This is a genomic window from Bradyrhizobium sp. F1.13.3, assembly GCF_040548265.1.
GTDB lineage: Bacteria > Pseudomonadota > Alphaproteobacteria > Rhizobiales > Xanthobacteraceae > Bradyrhizobium.
Genome location: NZ_JBEPRI010000004.1, coordinates 485,702 through 499,467, shown reverse-complemented (window position 1 = coordinate 499,467; position 13,766 = coordinate 485,702). Strand labels below are relative to the sequence as shown.

Genomic DNA, 13,766 nt, shown 5'->3' with positions numbered 1-13,766 from the left:
GGTTGATGAGTGTCGGACTGATTGGTCTTCTCGACGATATCGCGGCGATTGCGAAGGTTGCGGCAGCCTCGCTCGACGATGTAGCGGGCCAGACGGCCAAGGCGGGAGCAAAGGCGGCTGGCGTGGTCATCGATGATGCAGCCGTCACGCCGAACTACGTGATCGGCTTTGCCTCGAAACGCGAACTGCCGATCGTGGGCAAGATTGCGGTCGGGTCGCTGCGCAACAAATTGCTGATCCTGCTGCCGATCGCCCTGTTGCTTGGTTATTTCCTTCCCGCCGCCGTCACGCCGCTGCTCATGCTGGGCGGCGCCTTTCTCTGCTACGAGGGTGCCGAGAAGGTGCTCGAGGCCGCAATGCCGCATGATGCGCACCACCACGAAGCTCAGTCCCAGCCGATTGCATTGAATGCGCGGTCGGTCGAGGACGAGAAGGTTGCGAGCGCGATCAAGACGGATTTCATCCTGTCGGCGGAGATCATGGCGATCACGCTGGCAGCCGTGCCGGCGGGCAGCATCTGGACGCAGGCGCTCGTGCTGGCGCTCGTCGCCATTTTCATCACAGTTGGTGTCTACGGCGTGGTCGCCCTGATCGTGAAGGCGGACGATGTCGGCCTGGCCCTTGCGCGGTATGACGGCGCTTCGGTCATTGGCAGCGCAATCCGCTTGCTTGGACGTGCGCTCGTCCGCGGCATGCCTGCCTTCCTGGCGGTGCTGAGCACCATCGGCACTGCGGCCATGATCTGGGTCGGCGGCGGCATCATCCTGCACGGCATCGAACAATACGGCCCACCGGCGATCGGCCAAACGGTCCATGCCGCGACCGAGGCTGCCGCGCACCTCCTTCCGTCCATTGCCGGCATCGTCGAATGGTCGGTCGAAGCAGCCATCTCAGGCGTCATTGGGCTCCTTGTCGGCGCAGTTGCGATACCGGCCGTCACACACGGTCTTTCACCGCTATGGAAACGTGTGAAGCGATCGCAGCCCACCTGAACAAGAGCCGCTTCGGATTGCGAGTGCCGGCTACTCCAGCAACGTCGTGAGTTGCGCGCCCTCGTCGGCCACGAACACCGCGATCAATTCCGCCGGCTCCGTGGTGCTGGCATTGGCCGAAACCAGATGGGTCGAGCCGGGCGGCTCGAAGAAGGACTGGCCGACGCCGAACGTCTCGACCGGGCCGCCGCCGAGCTGGGAGCGGATCTCGCCCTTGGTGATGTAGGCGGTGACGGATCCTGCGTGACGATGCGGCCGCGAGAACCCGCCGGGACCGTAGAACACGCGCACGATGGTGACGCGCTTGCCCGGTACGTTCGGCAGCGCGTAGGAGCCGATCGGTTCGATCTTGTCGAGCGGCGAGCTTTCGGCGGCTGTGGCGCAGAGCGGCGAGAGTGCGCCGGATATGGTGTCCATCGTCACCGGCAGCGCCTTGCCAATCGCAAGCGCGCAGGCGAGCCCTCCGACGACGGCGATCGCCATCGAGCGCGATGGCAACGGGCGTGGTGTGGTGGGCAGACTCATCGCTGTCATCATGATCTCCCTTCGTTGCAATCAGGATGCCGCTGCATTCGCTGCGACCGGCCGCTTCGCCGGCGTCCAGCGAAACGCCGCACCAAAACGGTTCCAGACGTTGATGGAGGCGACCGCCGAGGTCAGGTATGTCAGCTCGGTCTCCGAGAATTCACGGCTCGCCTCGGCGTACACGTCTTCGCCGACGCCGTCGGGCAGGCAGGTCAGCGCCTCGGTCCAGGCCAGCGCGGCACGTTCCCGCGCGGAAAAGATCGGCGCCTCGCGCCAGACCACGACCAAATTGAGCTTGTCCACTGGGACGCCGATCCGCTCCGAAAGCAGGATGTGATGCTGCAGGCAGAAGGCGCAGCCGTTGATCTGCGATGCGCGCAGCTTGACCAGTTCGAGAAGCTGCTTGTCGAGGCCGGCCTTGGCCGCGACCCGGCCGAGCGCCAGCACCAGCTCATACGCGTCGGGCGCGATCTTCTTGAAATCCTCGTATTCGCTGCGGGCGTGTGACATTGCCGTTCACCTCGTGGTATTGTAAGAGTGCTGATACATTATAAGAGCACTTATATGACGCGCAAGCCGCCTGATATCACGAGATCGCAACCGCGGCGGCAGGCAGCCACTGCCGCCCCGGCGGTTCGGGTGCCAGCGCCAGGGGAAGGCAAGCGCGGCGAACAAGGCTATCTCGGCTATCTGCTGCGCCAGGCCCACGCCGCAGTCCGTCTGACGATGGAGCGGTCGCTGGCCGATCTCGGTGTCACCTCACCGCAATTCGCGGTGCTGACCATGCTCAATGCCTATCCGGGACTGTCAGGGGCCGACGTCGCCCGCCTCACGTTTCTGACGCCCCAGACCGTCGGCGTCATCATCCGCAATCTCGAACGTGACGGTGCGATTGTGATGACGCCCCATCCCGTCCACGGCCGCATCCAGCAATGGACGCCGACGCCGCGCGGCGCGACGCTTTTGAAAGCGTGCCGGGAACGGGTGATTGCGTTGGAGAAGCGCCTTGCGGTCGGGCTCGATGCCAGGGCCGAGGCAAGCATTCGCCGCTGGCTCGCAGGCATCGCGGCCGATTTGCAGGAGGATTAGGCGAAGCGCGTTCGCCGCTGACGGGTCCTAGTCGCCGCCTCCTCCATCGCCGCAGCCGCCACCGTCCGAATCCGGGAAGTCACTTGCGGCGCCGTTGCCTCGAATACCGCGCCCAAAGTTCTCCGCAAGGATCATCAGGATGACGACGAACAACCCGGCGCCGAACGGCCAGGGATTGGCGCGGATGATGTCGAACAGCTCCTGCATTCACGCATTGTGCGCAGACGGAAGCGAATCGACCGTAAAGCGACAGGCTCAAAATTGGGGATACCCGACCCATTGCAGGCGCGCCCTACCCGCCCTTCAACACTTTCTTAACCTCGCCATCAGGCCAGGTCTCGCCCGCTGCAATCACCCGCACGCGGCTTTGATCGGCATCATTCACCAGCTCATGCGAACTCACCCGATCGCCGCTTCGCTCCAGATGCAGATCGGTTTCGGGCTTCCAGCTCAGCGTGGTCGCGAGATCGCCGGGAAAGATCTGCCATAGCGATCCGTCGTCGAGCTCGACGACATGGCTTTCCGCATGCGCGCGTATCTTCATTCCACCCCGAATCCTCGATGAACGGACGGCGGGCCCCGACGATCGGCCGGGCCCCAACCCATCAGTCGTTGTCGTGATGAATCACGGTCTTGCTGCGATTGCCGAATTCGTCTTCCTTCTTGATCACCGTGGTGCGGTCGGCGGGTTCGCGCTCCTTGATGACGGTGGTGCGGTCGCGATCACGGTCCCGCTCACGATATTCGTGAGACTGTCCGACCGTCACGCCGGCACCGACCGGACCGACGTGAACGCCGACTTCGTCGGCAAACGCAGGCGCGGCGATGGCCGTGACCATGGCGGCGGCAAACAGATATTTCCTCATCTTCTCCTCCTCTAATTTGGTGCTGGGGGAATGCGGGAGTGCGACAGTTTGTTCCGGGGAACGCGTGCCTGCGTCTCTTCCTCTGGTTCCAGGAACCGGGTCACAGCCGCCATGTTTCCCGCTAGAATGGGCCCATGAAACACGCTGATTCCATTGCCTCCCGCAGCCGCCGCGCTCTGCTTCGATCCACGCTCGGCGCGGCCGCACTCGTCGCAATCCCAACGCGCATCCTGGCCGCGCCTCCAGGCTTCGAGGAATGGCGCGAGGGCTTTCGCGCACGTGCAATGGCCAAGGGCATCTCCGCTGCGACCTGGCAGCGCGCGATGGCGCGGGTCGAGCCCGACATGAGCGTGTTCAAGCAGATGCGCAACCAGCCCGAATTCCATGAGCAGGTCTGGCAATACATCAACCGCCGCGTCTCCGACTGGCGCATCATCAACGGCAAGATTGCGCTGAAGAACAACGAGGCGCTGCTCGCGCGCGTCGAGCGCGATTTCGGCGTCGAGCGCGGCACGCTGCTGGCGCTGTGGGGCGTCGAGTCCGCCTATGGCGATCCGCTGGTGCAGCAGAACCACATGACGCCGGTGTTTCCCTCGCTCGCCGCCCTCGCCTGGAACGAGCCGCGCCGCAAAGCCTATTGGGAAACCGAGCTGATCAACGCACTGCGCATCGTCGACAAGGGCTGGAGCACGCCGGAGCAGATGCAGGGCTCATGGGCCGGCGCGATGGGGCATTCACAATGGATGCCGGAGGTCTGGCTCAATGTCGGCATCGACTACGATGGCGACGGCAAGGTGTCGCCGTTCGGCAAGCCCGACGACGCGCTGGGCTCGACCGCAAAATATCTCGTCAACCGGGGCAAATGGCACCGCGGCGAGCATTGGGGCTACGAGGTGCGCGCGCCCGGCGAGATGAGCGGCACCCGGACCTATGCGGCTTGGCAGGCAGCCGGCGTCACCCGCGCCGACGGCCAGCCATTCCCGCAAGCCTCCGCATCCGCGCAAATGTGGACCCCGGTTGCGGGCGGGCCGACGTTTCTGCTGGGACCGAATTTCAACGCGGTGAAGAGCTACAATCCCTCGATGAACTATGCGCTGGCGATCTGCCATCTCGGTGACCGCTGCCTCGGCGCGCCGCCTTTCATCCAGCCATTCCCCGGCTCCGAGCGCGCGCTGACGCTCGCCGAGGTGCAGGAGATGCAGACGCGGTTGACCAAGGCGGGCTTTGACACCGGCGGCACCGATGGCCGTGTCGGCAATGACACCATGAAGGCAATCAAGGATTTTCAGCAGCGCGCGGGCATCACGCCCGCGGACGGCTATGGCGGGCTGAAGGTGCTGGCGAAGCTGCGCCAGGGGTCGTAGGCGGGGGTCGTAGGCAGGCTCAGTGCCTGTACTGCGGCTCCTCCGCATCGAGCTGGCGACGGATTGCGGCGAGATGCAGCCGGGCGGATTCGGAATCGCCCTCGCGCATCTGCCTGTACGTCTCGGCCGCAATGGCGGGATCGACCGGCAGTACCTGACGCCCCGTCGACATCGCCAGCACCTGCACCTCGGCAGCACGTTCGAGATAATAGAGATCGTCCCAGGCTTCCGCGATGGTCGGTGCCAGCACCATCACGCCGTGATGCTTCATGAAGACGATGTCGGCGTCCCCCACGGCCGCTGCGATGCGCCCGCCTTCGCGGTTGTCGAGCGCAAGGCCGTTGTAGTCGCGGTCCACGGCCGTGCGACCGTAGAATTTCAGCGCGGTCTGGCCGGCCCAGATCAGCGGATCGCCCTCGGTCATCGACAAGGCCGTGGCGTAGGGCATGTGGGTGTGGAAGGCGACCTTGGCGCGCGGCAGCCGCTTGTGCATCTCGGCATGGATGTAGAACGCGGTCGCCTCGGGCACGCCCTCGCCGTCGAGCACGTTGCCGTGGAAGTCGCAGATCAGCAGTTTTGACGCGGTCAGCTCGCGGAACGCGTAGCCGTAAGGGTTGACCAGGAAGAGATCGTCATGGCCCGGCACCACGGCCGAGAAGTGGTTGCAGATGCCCTCCTCAAAGCCGTTGCGCGCAGCCATGCGAAAGCAAGCGGCAAGATCCTCGCGCGCGCTGCGGATCGCGTCGGTGACGAGGTCCGGACGGTTCGAGCGGAACGTTGCTGGCATGGATGACGAAGAGTGAAGGCTGTGCGCCATGGCGGAAGGACACCTCTGTCGATCGGAAGACGCCCGCGTTGTACAGGTCCGACGCCTGCGCGTCAGCCCCCGCGGGCGCCACCCTGCCCTTCGCAGCCCGCGCGGCGGCTTATTGCCGCCGCGGCACACCGCCGGCATTCATGCCGCCGTCGATGACGAGCTCGGTGCCGGTGACGTAGCGCGAGGCATCGGAGGCCAGATACAGCACGCCGGAGGCGATTTCCGCAGCCTGGCCGGCGCGGCCGAGCGGCGTGACGACGCGCGCACGCTCCTCCGGATCGATCGGCGCGTTGGCCTGGTTGCCGGTCGCGCCAGTCGGGATCTTGCCCCAGATCGGCGTGGCGATGATGCCGGGATGGACCGAGTTGACGCGGATGCCGTCACAGGCCGCCGCGCACTCCATCGCGATCGATTTTGCGAACAGCCGCACGCCGCCCTTGGTCGCCGAATAGGCCGACAGCCCGGGCGCGCCGCGCAGGCCCGCGAGCGAGGACATCATGACAATCGAGCCGCCGCCGGTCTTGCGCATCAAGGGCAGGCAATACTTCACCGAGAGGAACACGCCGTCGAGGTTGATCGCGTTCTGCTTGCGCCAGTCGCTGAGCGTCATGTCGACGATCGAGGGCACGGCGATGCCGATGCCGGCATTGGAGACGAGAATATCGAGCCGGCCAAAGCGCTTCGCGATCTCGGCTGTGATCTCGATCCAGCGCTCTTCGCTGGTGACATCCTGCTCCAGGAAAATTGCCTTGCCGCCGGCCTTGGTGATGCGTTTGGCGAGCTCGGGGCCGCGCAGCTCGTCGATGTCGGTGGCGATGACGGTGGCGCCCTCGCGCGCGAACATCTCGACGATGGCCTCGCCAATTCCGGATGCGCCGCCGGTCACCAGCGCGACCTTGCCCTCAACCTGCCCTGCCATGTTCACTCCCTTTTTTGCTGTAAGCTTTTTTGTTGTTTGCCGGGCCTATCTAATCATGGATGGTCCCTGGTCGGGTAGCGCGACGTCGATGACGCGGAATTGCACACGCTCGGCGCCCTGGTAGCGATCGACCGACAATGATCCCGCGACATGCAGTTGCTGGCCGCGATTGGCAACGAGCGCGTTGCCGAGCTTCTGTCCGATCGAACGGAACGCGATGCCGTTGACGATGGCGCCGTCGCCCGATTTGAAGCGTAGCCTCAAATGTGCCTGTCCCACCTCGTCGGCATAGACGAGCTGGTGCGCCGGCAGCGCCAACACGACTTCCGGATTGCCGCTGCCGAAGGGACCTGCGCGGTTGAGCGTCGTTGCAAGCTCGGTCGTCACCGCGCGCGCGGAGACCGCGCCGTCGATGTAGAGCTCGTTGACGTGGCGCGCCTCGGCGACGTCGCGTGCCAACGCATGCTCGAGGTAGGCGCGAAATTCGGCGAGCTTTTCCTTCCGCAGCGTGACGCCCGCAGCCATCGCGTGACCGCCGCCCTTGAGAAGAATGCCGTCGGCGACCGCCTGCCGCACCGCCTTGCCGAGATCGACGCCGGCAATCGAGCGGCCGGAGCCGGTGCCGATGCCGCCGGGCTCCAGCGCGATCGCAAAGGCGGGCCGCGAGAACTTCTCCTTCAGCCGGGACGCAACGAGACCGACCACGCCGGGATGCCAGCCTTCGGAGGCCGTCACGATCACGCCGATCTTGTCCTCGAGCCCGATCGAGGCGAGCGCCTCGGCTTCGGCCTGCGCTTCGGCCGCCTGCTCGATGATACGACGCTCACTGTTGAGGCGGTCGAGCTCGGCGGCGATCCGCGCGGCCTCGACGCTGTCACCCTCCAGAAGTAGCCGCACGCCGAGATCGGCGCGGCCGATGCGGCCGCCGGCATTGATGCGCGGCCCCAGCATGAAGCCGAGATGCCAGGCCTCCGGCGGGCCGTTGAGCCGCGCCACGTCCATCAGCGCGGTGTGGCCGACATGGTCGCGCCGCCGCATCGCGATCAGGCCCTTGGCGACGAAGGCGCGGTTGAGACCAATCAGCGGCGCGACATCGGCAACCGTGCCGAGCGCGACGTGATGCAGCATGCCGAGCAGATCAGGCTCGGGCATCTCCGCTTTCCAGAAGCCGCGCTGGCGTAATTCACGATTGACCGCGACCAGCGTCACCAGCACGAGGCCGACAGCGGCGAGATGGCCGAGGCCGGAGAGATCGTCGAGCCGGTTCGGATTGACCAGCGCGTCGACCTCTGGCAGCTCCGTGCCGGCCTGATGATGGTCGATCACGACGACGGACATGCCGAGACGTTTTGCCTCGGCGAGCGGCTCGATGCTGGTGGTGCCGCAATCGACGGTGACGAGCAGCGTGGCGCCCTTTTCGGCCAGCGCACGCACGGCTTCCGTGTTGGGCCCGTAGCCCTCGAAGATGCGGTCGGGAATGTGAATCAGCGGATCAAGCCCGCAATGGCGCAGATGCCAGGTCAGCAGCGCCGCCGAGGTCGCGCCGTCGACATCGTAATCGCCGAAGATCGCGACCTTCTCGCCGTTCGCCGCGGCATCCGCGATCCGCTTTGCGGCGGCTTCCATCTCCGTCACCGTGAACGGGTCCGGCAGAAGCTTGCGGATGGTGGGATCGAGGAAATCTGCGACGGCGTCGCTGTCGACACCGCGGCCTGCCAGGACCCGCGCCAGCAGTTCGGGCAGTTGGTGGCGCTGCACGATGGCAAGCGCCTTCGCCGCCCCGCGCGCATCCAGCCGGTCGCGCCAGAGCTTGTCGGTGAGCGAGCGCGCCACCCCCAGGAACGCCTGGGGCGCTTCGACGGGCAAGGCGGTGGCGGGCGGCGTCATGAGCTGCGGTCGGTTTGAGGAACCTGGGAGCCGGAGGTTGTTGCATCGTCCGGCCGACGGGACGATTGGCCCGGAATCCTGCGGGATTTGCAATGTCTGCGCCGCACAAAGCGGTGGATTGCCGCTTTGCTACGCGGACTGACTATCATTTGAGCATTCCGCAAAACAGCAAATTAAGCAGGCGTTAGGCGGAATCTTCGAAAAAGAATTGTATTCGATCTGTCAGTGATTGTTCCGGGTTCGTTGCAGATCAGACCTCATTGCCAAGGGAAGCCCCCGATGTCTGCTGCGCCGGGTCTCAAAGCCAAGCCGATCGCAAATGAACCCGCTGATGATGATTCCGACATCTCCGCGCTGATCAACCGCCTCACGGCGGAGGTCAACCAGATCGCGGTCGACAAGACCAAGGCGATCCAGCAGATCACCAACCAGATGAAGATGCTGGCGCTGAACGCGCTGATCGAAAGCTCGCGCGCCGGCGCGCAGGGCGCGGGCTTCGCCGTGGTGGCGCAGGAGGTCCGCGGCGTCGGCCAGCAGGTCGAGACCATCGCCCGCGAGCTCGAAAGCCAACTGACGAAACGGACCGGCGATCTCGTCTCCTCGATTGACCGGATGAGCCAGCGCTCGCGCGGCGAGCGCATGGTCGATTTGTCGCTCAACGCCATCGAGCTGATCGACCGCAATCTCTATGAGCGGACCTGCGACGTGCGCTGGTGGGCAACCGATTCAGCGTTGGTCGATTGCGCGGCCTCGCCCGACGGCGCGGCCGTGTCCCATGCCTCGCAGCGTCTCGGTGTGATCCTGGGGGCCTACACCGTCTACCTCGACCTTTGGCTCTGCGACCTCGACGGCAACGTCATCGCCAACGGCCGCGCCGACCGCTTTCGCACCGTCGGCCAGAACGTCGCCCACACCAAATGGTTTCGCGAGGCCAACACCCTGCGCTCCGGCGACGACTATGTCGCCGGCGACGTCGAGAACCAGCCGCTGCTCGGCAACGCCCAGGTCGCGACCTATTGCGCCAGCGTCCGCGCCGGGGGCCAGGCCAACGGCGCGCCGATCGGGGTGCTCGCCATCCATTTCGACTGGGAGGCACAGGCCCGCGCCATCGTGCAGGGTGTGCGCGTCGGCGACAGCGACAAGGCACGCGTGCTGCTGGTCGACTCCAATCTTCGCATCATCGCCGCCTCGGACGGCCAGGGCATCCTCAGCGAGCGCATCTCACTCTCGCTGGACGGCCAGCGCTCCGGCTTCTATCAGGACCGCTCGGGCACGCTGGTGGCGTTCCACGCCACGCCGGGCTACGAGACATATCGCGGCCTGGGCTGGTATGGCGTGATCGTCTGCGGGGCGTGAAGCTGGAGGCGGTCTGCCCATCCAACTCAAAACCGTGAAAACAACCCCATGCACAGTAGCCATCTGGTTGTTTTCATGACGGTTTTTTTCGCGATTTGACGCCGGCAAAAACCGGCACGCATGCCATCATGGCGTCTTTCGCGGTCCAGGCTCAGAGCGCTAGGCTCTGGTGATATCGTCTTCGAAAGCCTGCACCGTCGCAATTCCAAGCGTTTGCGACGGACGCTCTCCGAACATTGCCAGGTAATATTGCGAAAACCGGCCGAGCTCGTAAAAGCCCTGTTGCATGGCGACGGCTGTCACGGTGGTCGAGCCGGGTGCGCTCTGGTGCAGGATCGAATGAACAGCGCAGAGACGCTTGTGCCTGAGGAAGCTGACCGGGCCGAGACCGAATACCTCCTGAAAGGCGCGGTGGAGGGTGCGCCGCGATACGCCGAGCACCGCGCAAATTTCCGACACATGCACCGGACGCGTGCCGGCGTCGTCGAGAAACTCCTCGACCTTGCGGATCAGCCGTCGCGCGGAAGGCAGCCAGCCATTGCCATCAGGTGGCAGCGACGACGCGACGTTGGCAGCCATGCATTCGGCGATCGATCGTTTCCAGAAATCGGCAGTTGATGGCGTCAGCCCATATTTGTTGTCGCGCAGGTGCGACATGACCCGGACCAGGCGGCGCGAGGCGATCGCGCCGGTCTCGATGTGCGCGCGGAAATGACCGCGGCTGCGCCAGGTGTCGGGGTCGCTCAGCCGTGCCTCACCACCGAACAGCGTTGCGACTTCGTTGAGGTCGAAGCGCATGGCGGCGTAGGCGGAGCCGCCGTGAAAAACACCGTCATGTTCGAGCCGCGGCGGAATGACGAGCACATCATTAAGCTGCATGTCGAACGACCAGTGGGCGACGCGTTCTTCGGCTGCGAGCAGCATCCCGATGATCAGTCTGTCGTCGCTGGAAACCCGCTGCGTGCGCATGCCGACGTTGAAAGCACCAATGCTGAGCGAGAAGTCGCCGATGCCGACATGGGATAAAGTTCCGCGCAACCGACCGCGGCCGAGTTGCATCACATCGACATGCGAGCCGTGGACGGCCTGCTGAAGACCTTCGAAACCGTCCAGCTTGCGCGAATCAACCAGAAGGAATTGCCCCATGGCTGTACCGTGTTACTGAAGCGCGACAATTCTGCGGCAGGCAGCAGCGAAATACCACCACAACGCGAGGTGGGCGCGACAAGCCGACTTCGCGTTTTGAGGCAAATCATCGCCGAATTTGTCGCGAGATATGCCACTGAATTGCCTCTGCATTGAGGGATTTGCGACATGGGGCGCCAGGGTGCGTACCCATAAAATCTGCTGCTAAGAGTAGGCGCGCAATGTCCGCTTGTCCTCCAACAGCGGCGCGAAAGCGGACGTTGTCGGACTTCCAAGAAGGGCTGATCGCCGACACGTGCCGTCGCGCCAACCATCCGCTACCAAGAGATCGTCAACGCTTCGCCCTTCTCAAACCTTGTCAGACGTTTTGACAAGTTAAACGAGGCAAAGACTTCGGCAAGTTGATCTTGGCTCTCTCTCAGATGCCCCCATCCCTCATTATGCACAGCGACTAGAGCTGCATCCGGGAAGGCGTGCGCAGCCTCCAGCGCGTCCTCGCTACCCATCGTCATGTGAAACCGCCCGCGGGGCTCGGCCGCGCCAGTGTGTAGGATGACAATCCTGGGCGAAAACTTCCGCGCCACCTCAGACGTGCCATCGAACCAAAGCGTATCGCCCGTGATATAGATCAGGTCGCCGGCCTGCTCTGCTCCAAGCGCAAAGCCGACCACGTCACCAGCCTCGACGCCAACAGGGCCATGGCGAGCCGGCGTGGCGGTCACGATTAACCGCTGACCATCCTTTCCTTCGAGAAAACGAGCCTCAAATGGGTCAATGCCGACGGCATTTCCACCTAAACGTTGAGCTCCCGACATGGTCGTATAGACCGCGCCGACCTTCGGTAACAAAGCCCGGCCCAAATTATCGAGATTGTCAAAATGGTGGTCGTGGCTCAACAGGACTGCATCCACCCTTCCGACATTCTCCACCGAGATACTCGGCCCTTCGGTCTTGACGTGTTTCACGGGGCTGTGCGGCCCCTGATATTGCCCAGGTGGATCAAAGGTAGGATCAGTCAGTAGGCGAAAGCCATTGTGCTCAATGAGCACTGTTGGACCACCGATCAAGGTGAGGGTGATTGAACCGGACATAGAGCTCTCTTCAATGTTGTCCAACCTTAGATAATCCACTGGCCATCGGATAAAAATCCACTATCTTCTCCCAATGGCTGTTAAAAATCGCACAGCGCTTGATTGGGAGAATGTTCGGGTCTTTCTCGCGCTCGCTCGCCACGGTAGTTTGTCGGCTGCCGCGCGTGCCCTCTCCGTAAATCACGCGACGGTCGCCCGCCGCGTGAAGTCGTTAGAGCAATCTCTTGGTGAGCAGCTGGTCGAGCGGCGTCTCGACGGTTATTTGCTGACACCTGCGGGCACCCGTCTTCTCGGTCCAGCCACTGAAATGGAAACAGCGGCGGCAAACCTCGGCCGTGGCGGAGGCGAGGACAAGCCTATTGGGCTTGTTCGAGTAAACGCGCCGCCAAGTCTCTCGCAACACTTTCTCGTTTCACGGCTCGCCAAACTGTGCAGGCAACATCCAGGGCTCGATGTCGACTTGGCGACCGACTTTCGGTCGGTGAGTTTAGAACGACATGAAGCGGATATTGCCCTCCGTTTCGGACGCCCGCAGGATGGTGACGTTGTTGCCAAGCGGCTGCTGCCAATCGGGTTCGGCTTTTACGCTAATGCCGAATGGCGGCGCCGGGTTCAAGCCGGAGCCGAGCCGGTCTTTGTCGGGTTCGATGAAGTGAACGCGCATTTGCCGGAAGCACGCTGGCTGTCTAAGCACTTTCCACGTTGTCGATTATCTTTTCGAACCGACAGTCAGTCCGCCCAGGCGGTCGCCGCTCGTGCGGGCGCAGGCATTGCACTTCTACCGCATTTCGTTGGCAAATCGGAAGACGGCCTCTTCACATGCAATCTTGAGCGTGAACCGCTGATCCGCGAGCTGTGGCTGATCATGAGGCGTCAAAGTCGAGAAAGCCTGCCTATCAAAACCGTCGCGGACCATATTTCTTTTACTTTCGACGACGAGTCCAAATTGTTTCAGTAAGATCGATCCACGGTCAAATTGCTTGAGCCGTCGGGCGAACCACGATCTCATTTATATCGACATTGGCGGGTTGCTCCATTGCAAACGCGATTGCACGAGCTACCGCTTCGGGCGGAATCGCATTTTTGTAGATCTCAAGCATGCGCGCACTTTCGGAGCCTGTGGTCTTATGTTGGATGCCGGTGTCGACGGCACCTGGCGTGATTAAAGTCGACCGTATTGGCGTCGTTGCAAGTTCGGCTCGAAGACCCTCGGATAGCGCCCGGAGCGCAAATTTAGAAGCCGAATGCACCGCGCCGCCTGGCGAAAACACTTTGAGGCCGTGGATGGAACTGAGACTGATGATATGCCCGCGCTGCTGGCGCATGAAAACCGGCAGAACAGCCGCGATTGCCCACAACGCCCCCTTAATATTTAAGTCGACAGTGGTCTCCCATTCCACGGTGTTGATCTCCATCAGCGGGCGGACAAACATGATCCCGGCGCAGTTGATCAGCGTATCCAGCGAACCAAAATCCTGAGCGACCTTCGCGACTGTTGCCTTTACCTGCTCTTTCTGTGTCACGTCGACGGGATAGGCGCGGCTTTCGCCACCCGTGTTACGTATCGCCCTTGCAACATCCTCGGCCTTCGCCTCGCTGATGTCGGCGACCGCGATCTTCGCCCCTTTTGATGCGAGATCCTTTGCCGTTGCTGATCCGATGCCGCCAGCGCCACCAAGAATAAGAACAACTTTGTCTTTAGCGTCGCTCATCC

At 63.3% G+C, this 13,766-nt stretch carries 16 protein-coding genes; 5 read left to right on the top strand and 11 right to left on the bottom strand.

Translation table 11 applies throughout. The features are described 5' to 3' along the window. Positions 1-5: 5 nt before the first annotated feature. Entirely contained in the window at positions 6-992 is a 987-nt protein-coding gene (locus tag ABIB66_RS14760; protein ID WP_354254962.1) for a DUF808 domain-containing protein, read from the top strand. 30 nt (positions 993-1,022) lie between these two features. On the opposite strand, the gene ABIB66_RS14755 is transcribed toward ABIB66_RS14760, so the two are convergent. Together ABIB66_RS14755 and ABIB66_RS14750 are read right to left on the bottom strand one after the other, a co-directional pair. Continuing rightward, positions 1,023-1,526 carry a cupin domain-containing protein gene (locus tag ABIB66_RS14755; protein WP_275172017.1) on the bottom strand — a complete coding sequence of 168 codons (504 nt, stop codon included), beginning with the start codon at positions 1,524-1,526 and terminating at the stop codon, positions 1,023-1,025. A 21-nt stretch (positions 1,527-1,547) separates the two neighbouring features. Continuing rightward, entirely contained in the window at positions 1,548-2,027 is a 480-nt protein-coding gene (locus tag ABIB66_RS14750; protein ID WP_275171995.1) for a carboxymuconolactone decarboxylase family protein, read from the bottom strand. Between the two features lie 54 nt (positions 2,028-2,081). On the opposite strand from ABIB66_RS14750, the gene ABIB66_RS14745 reads away from it, so the two are divergent. Beyond that, positions 2,082-2,606, top strand: coding sequence for a MarR family winged helix-turn-helix transcriptional regulator (locus ABIB66_RS14745; protein ID WP_275171994.1), 525 nt, complete (start codon positions 2,082-2,084; stop codon positions 2,604-2,606). Between the two features lie 27 nt (positions 2,607-2,633). Here the strand turns inward: ABIB66_RS14745 and ABIB66_RS14740 are convergent, their stop codons facing one another. From ABIB66_RS14740 to ABIB66_RS14730, 3 genes are all read right to left on the bottom strand, one after another. Beyond that, positions 2,634-2,813 carry a hypothetical protein gene (locus ABIB66_RS14740; RefSeq protein ID WP_275171993.1) on the bottom strand — a complete coding sequence of 60 codons (180 nt, stop codon included), beginning with the start codon at positions 2,811-2,813 and terminating at the stop codon, positions 2,634-2,636. 85 nt (positions 2,814-2,898) lie between these two features. Then, positions 2,899-3,150, bottom strand: coding sequence for a hypothetical protein (locus ABIB66_RS14735; protein ID WP_354054694.1), 252 nt, complete (start codon positions 3,148-3,150; stop codon positions 2,899-2,901). Positions 3,151-3,211: 61 nt separating this feature from the next. Next, positions 3,212-3,472, bottom strand: coding sequence for a hypothetical protein (locus tag ABIB66_RS14730; RefSeq protein WP_219680264.1), 261 nt, complete (start codon positions 3,470-3,472; stop codon positions 3,212-3,214). Between the two features lie 134 nt (positions 3,473-3,606). On the opposite strand from ABIB66_RS14730, the gene ABIB66_RS14725 reads away from it, so the two are divergent. Further along, positions 3,607-4,836, top strand: a complete 1,230-nt coding sequence (locus tag ABIB66_RS14725; RefSeq protein WP_354203605.1) for a lytic murein transglycosylase — start codon at positions 3,607-3,609, stop codon at positions 4,834-4,836. A gap of 19 nt (positions 4,837-4,855) precedes the next feature. Here the strand turns inward: ABIB66_RS14725 and ABIB66_RS14720 are convergent, their stop codons facing one another. The 3 genes from ABIB66_RS14720 to recJ all read right to left on the bottom strand — a co-directional run bounded on the left by ABIB66_RS14720 (position 4,856) and on the right by recJ (position 8,459). Beyond that, complete coding sequence (locus tag ABIB66_RS14720) at positions 4,856-5,653, bottom strand: aldolase (protein ID WP_354203607.1); 798 nt, start codon at positions 5,651-5,653, stop codon at positions 4,856-4,858. Between the two features lie 109 nt (positions 5,654-5,762). Continuing rightward, positions 5,763-6,572 (bottom strand): SDR family NAD(P)-dependent oxidoreductase, encoded by an 810-nt coding sequence (locus ABIB66_RS14715; RefSeq protein ID WP_275171989.1) that lies wholly within the window; start codon positions 6,570-6,572, stop codon positions 5,763-5,765. 45 nt (positions 6,573-6,617) lie between these two features. Continuing rightward, positions 6,618-8,459: a single-stranded-DNA-specific exonuclease RecJ gene (recJ, locus tag ABIB66_RS14710; RefSeq protein ID WP_354203609.1), complete on the bottom strand. Its 1,842-nt coding sequence runs from the start codon at positions 8,457-8,459 to the stop codon at positions 6,618-6,620. Positions 8,460-8,738: 279 nt separating this feature from the next. Here recJ and ABIB66_RS14705 point away from each other — a divergent pair, with 279 nt between their 5' ends. After that, positions 8,739-9,815, top strand: a complete 1,077-nt coding sequence (locus ABIB66_RS14705) for a methyl-accepting chemotaxis protein (protein ID WP_275171987.1) — start codon at positions 8,739-8,741, stop codon at positions 9,813-9,815. Between the two features lie 159 nt (positions 9,816-9,974). Here ABIB66_RS14705 and ABIB66_RS14700 read toward each other — a convergent pair whose 3' ends face one another. Continuing rightward, positions 9,975-10,961 carry a helix-turn-helix domain-containing protein gene (locus ABIB66_RS14700; RefSeq protein ID WP_354203612.1) on the bottom strand — a complete coding sequence of 329 codons (987 nt, stop codon included), beginning with the start codon at positions 10,959-10,961 and terminating at the stop codon, positions 9,975-9,977. Positions 10,962-11,278: 317 nt separating this feature from the next. After that, the gene (locus ABIB66_RS14695; RefSeq protein ID WP_354054709.1) at positions 11,279-12,052 is read right to left on the bottom strand and encodes an MBL fold metallo-hydrolase; all 774 of its coding nucleotides are present in this window, start codon (positions 12,050-12,052) and stop codon (positions 11,279-11,281) included. A 73-nt stretch (positions 12,053-12,125) separates the two neighbouring features. Between ABIB66_RS14695 and ABIB66_RS14690 the strand changes: the two genes are divergently transcribed. Then, positions 12,126-13,010 carry a LysR family transcriptional regulator gene (locus tag ABIB66_RS14690; protein WP_354203614.1) on the top strand — a complete coding sequence of 295 codons (885 nt, stop codon included), beginning with the start codon at positions 12,126-12,128 and terminating at the stop codon, positions 13,008-13,010. Positions 13,011-13,023: 13 nt separating this feature from the next. Here ABIB66_RS14690 and ABIB66_RS14685 read toward each other — a convergent pair whose 3' ends face one another. Then, positions 13,024-13,764 carry an SDR family oxidoreductase gene (locus tag ABIB66_RS14685; RefSeq protein ID WP_354203616.1) on the bottom strand — a complete coding sequence of 247 codons (741 nt, stop codon included), beginning with the start codon at positions 13,762-13,764 and terminating at the stop codon, positions 13,024-13,026. Positions 13,765-13,766: the final 2 nt, after the last annotated feature.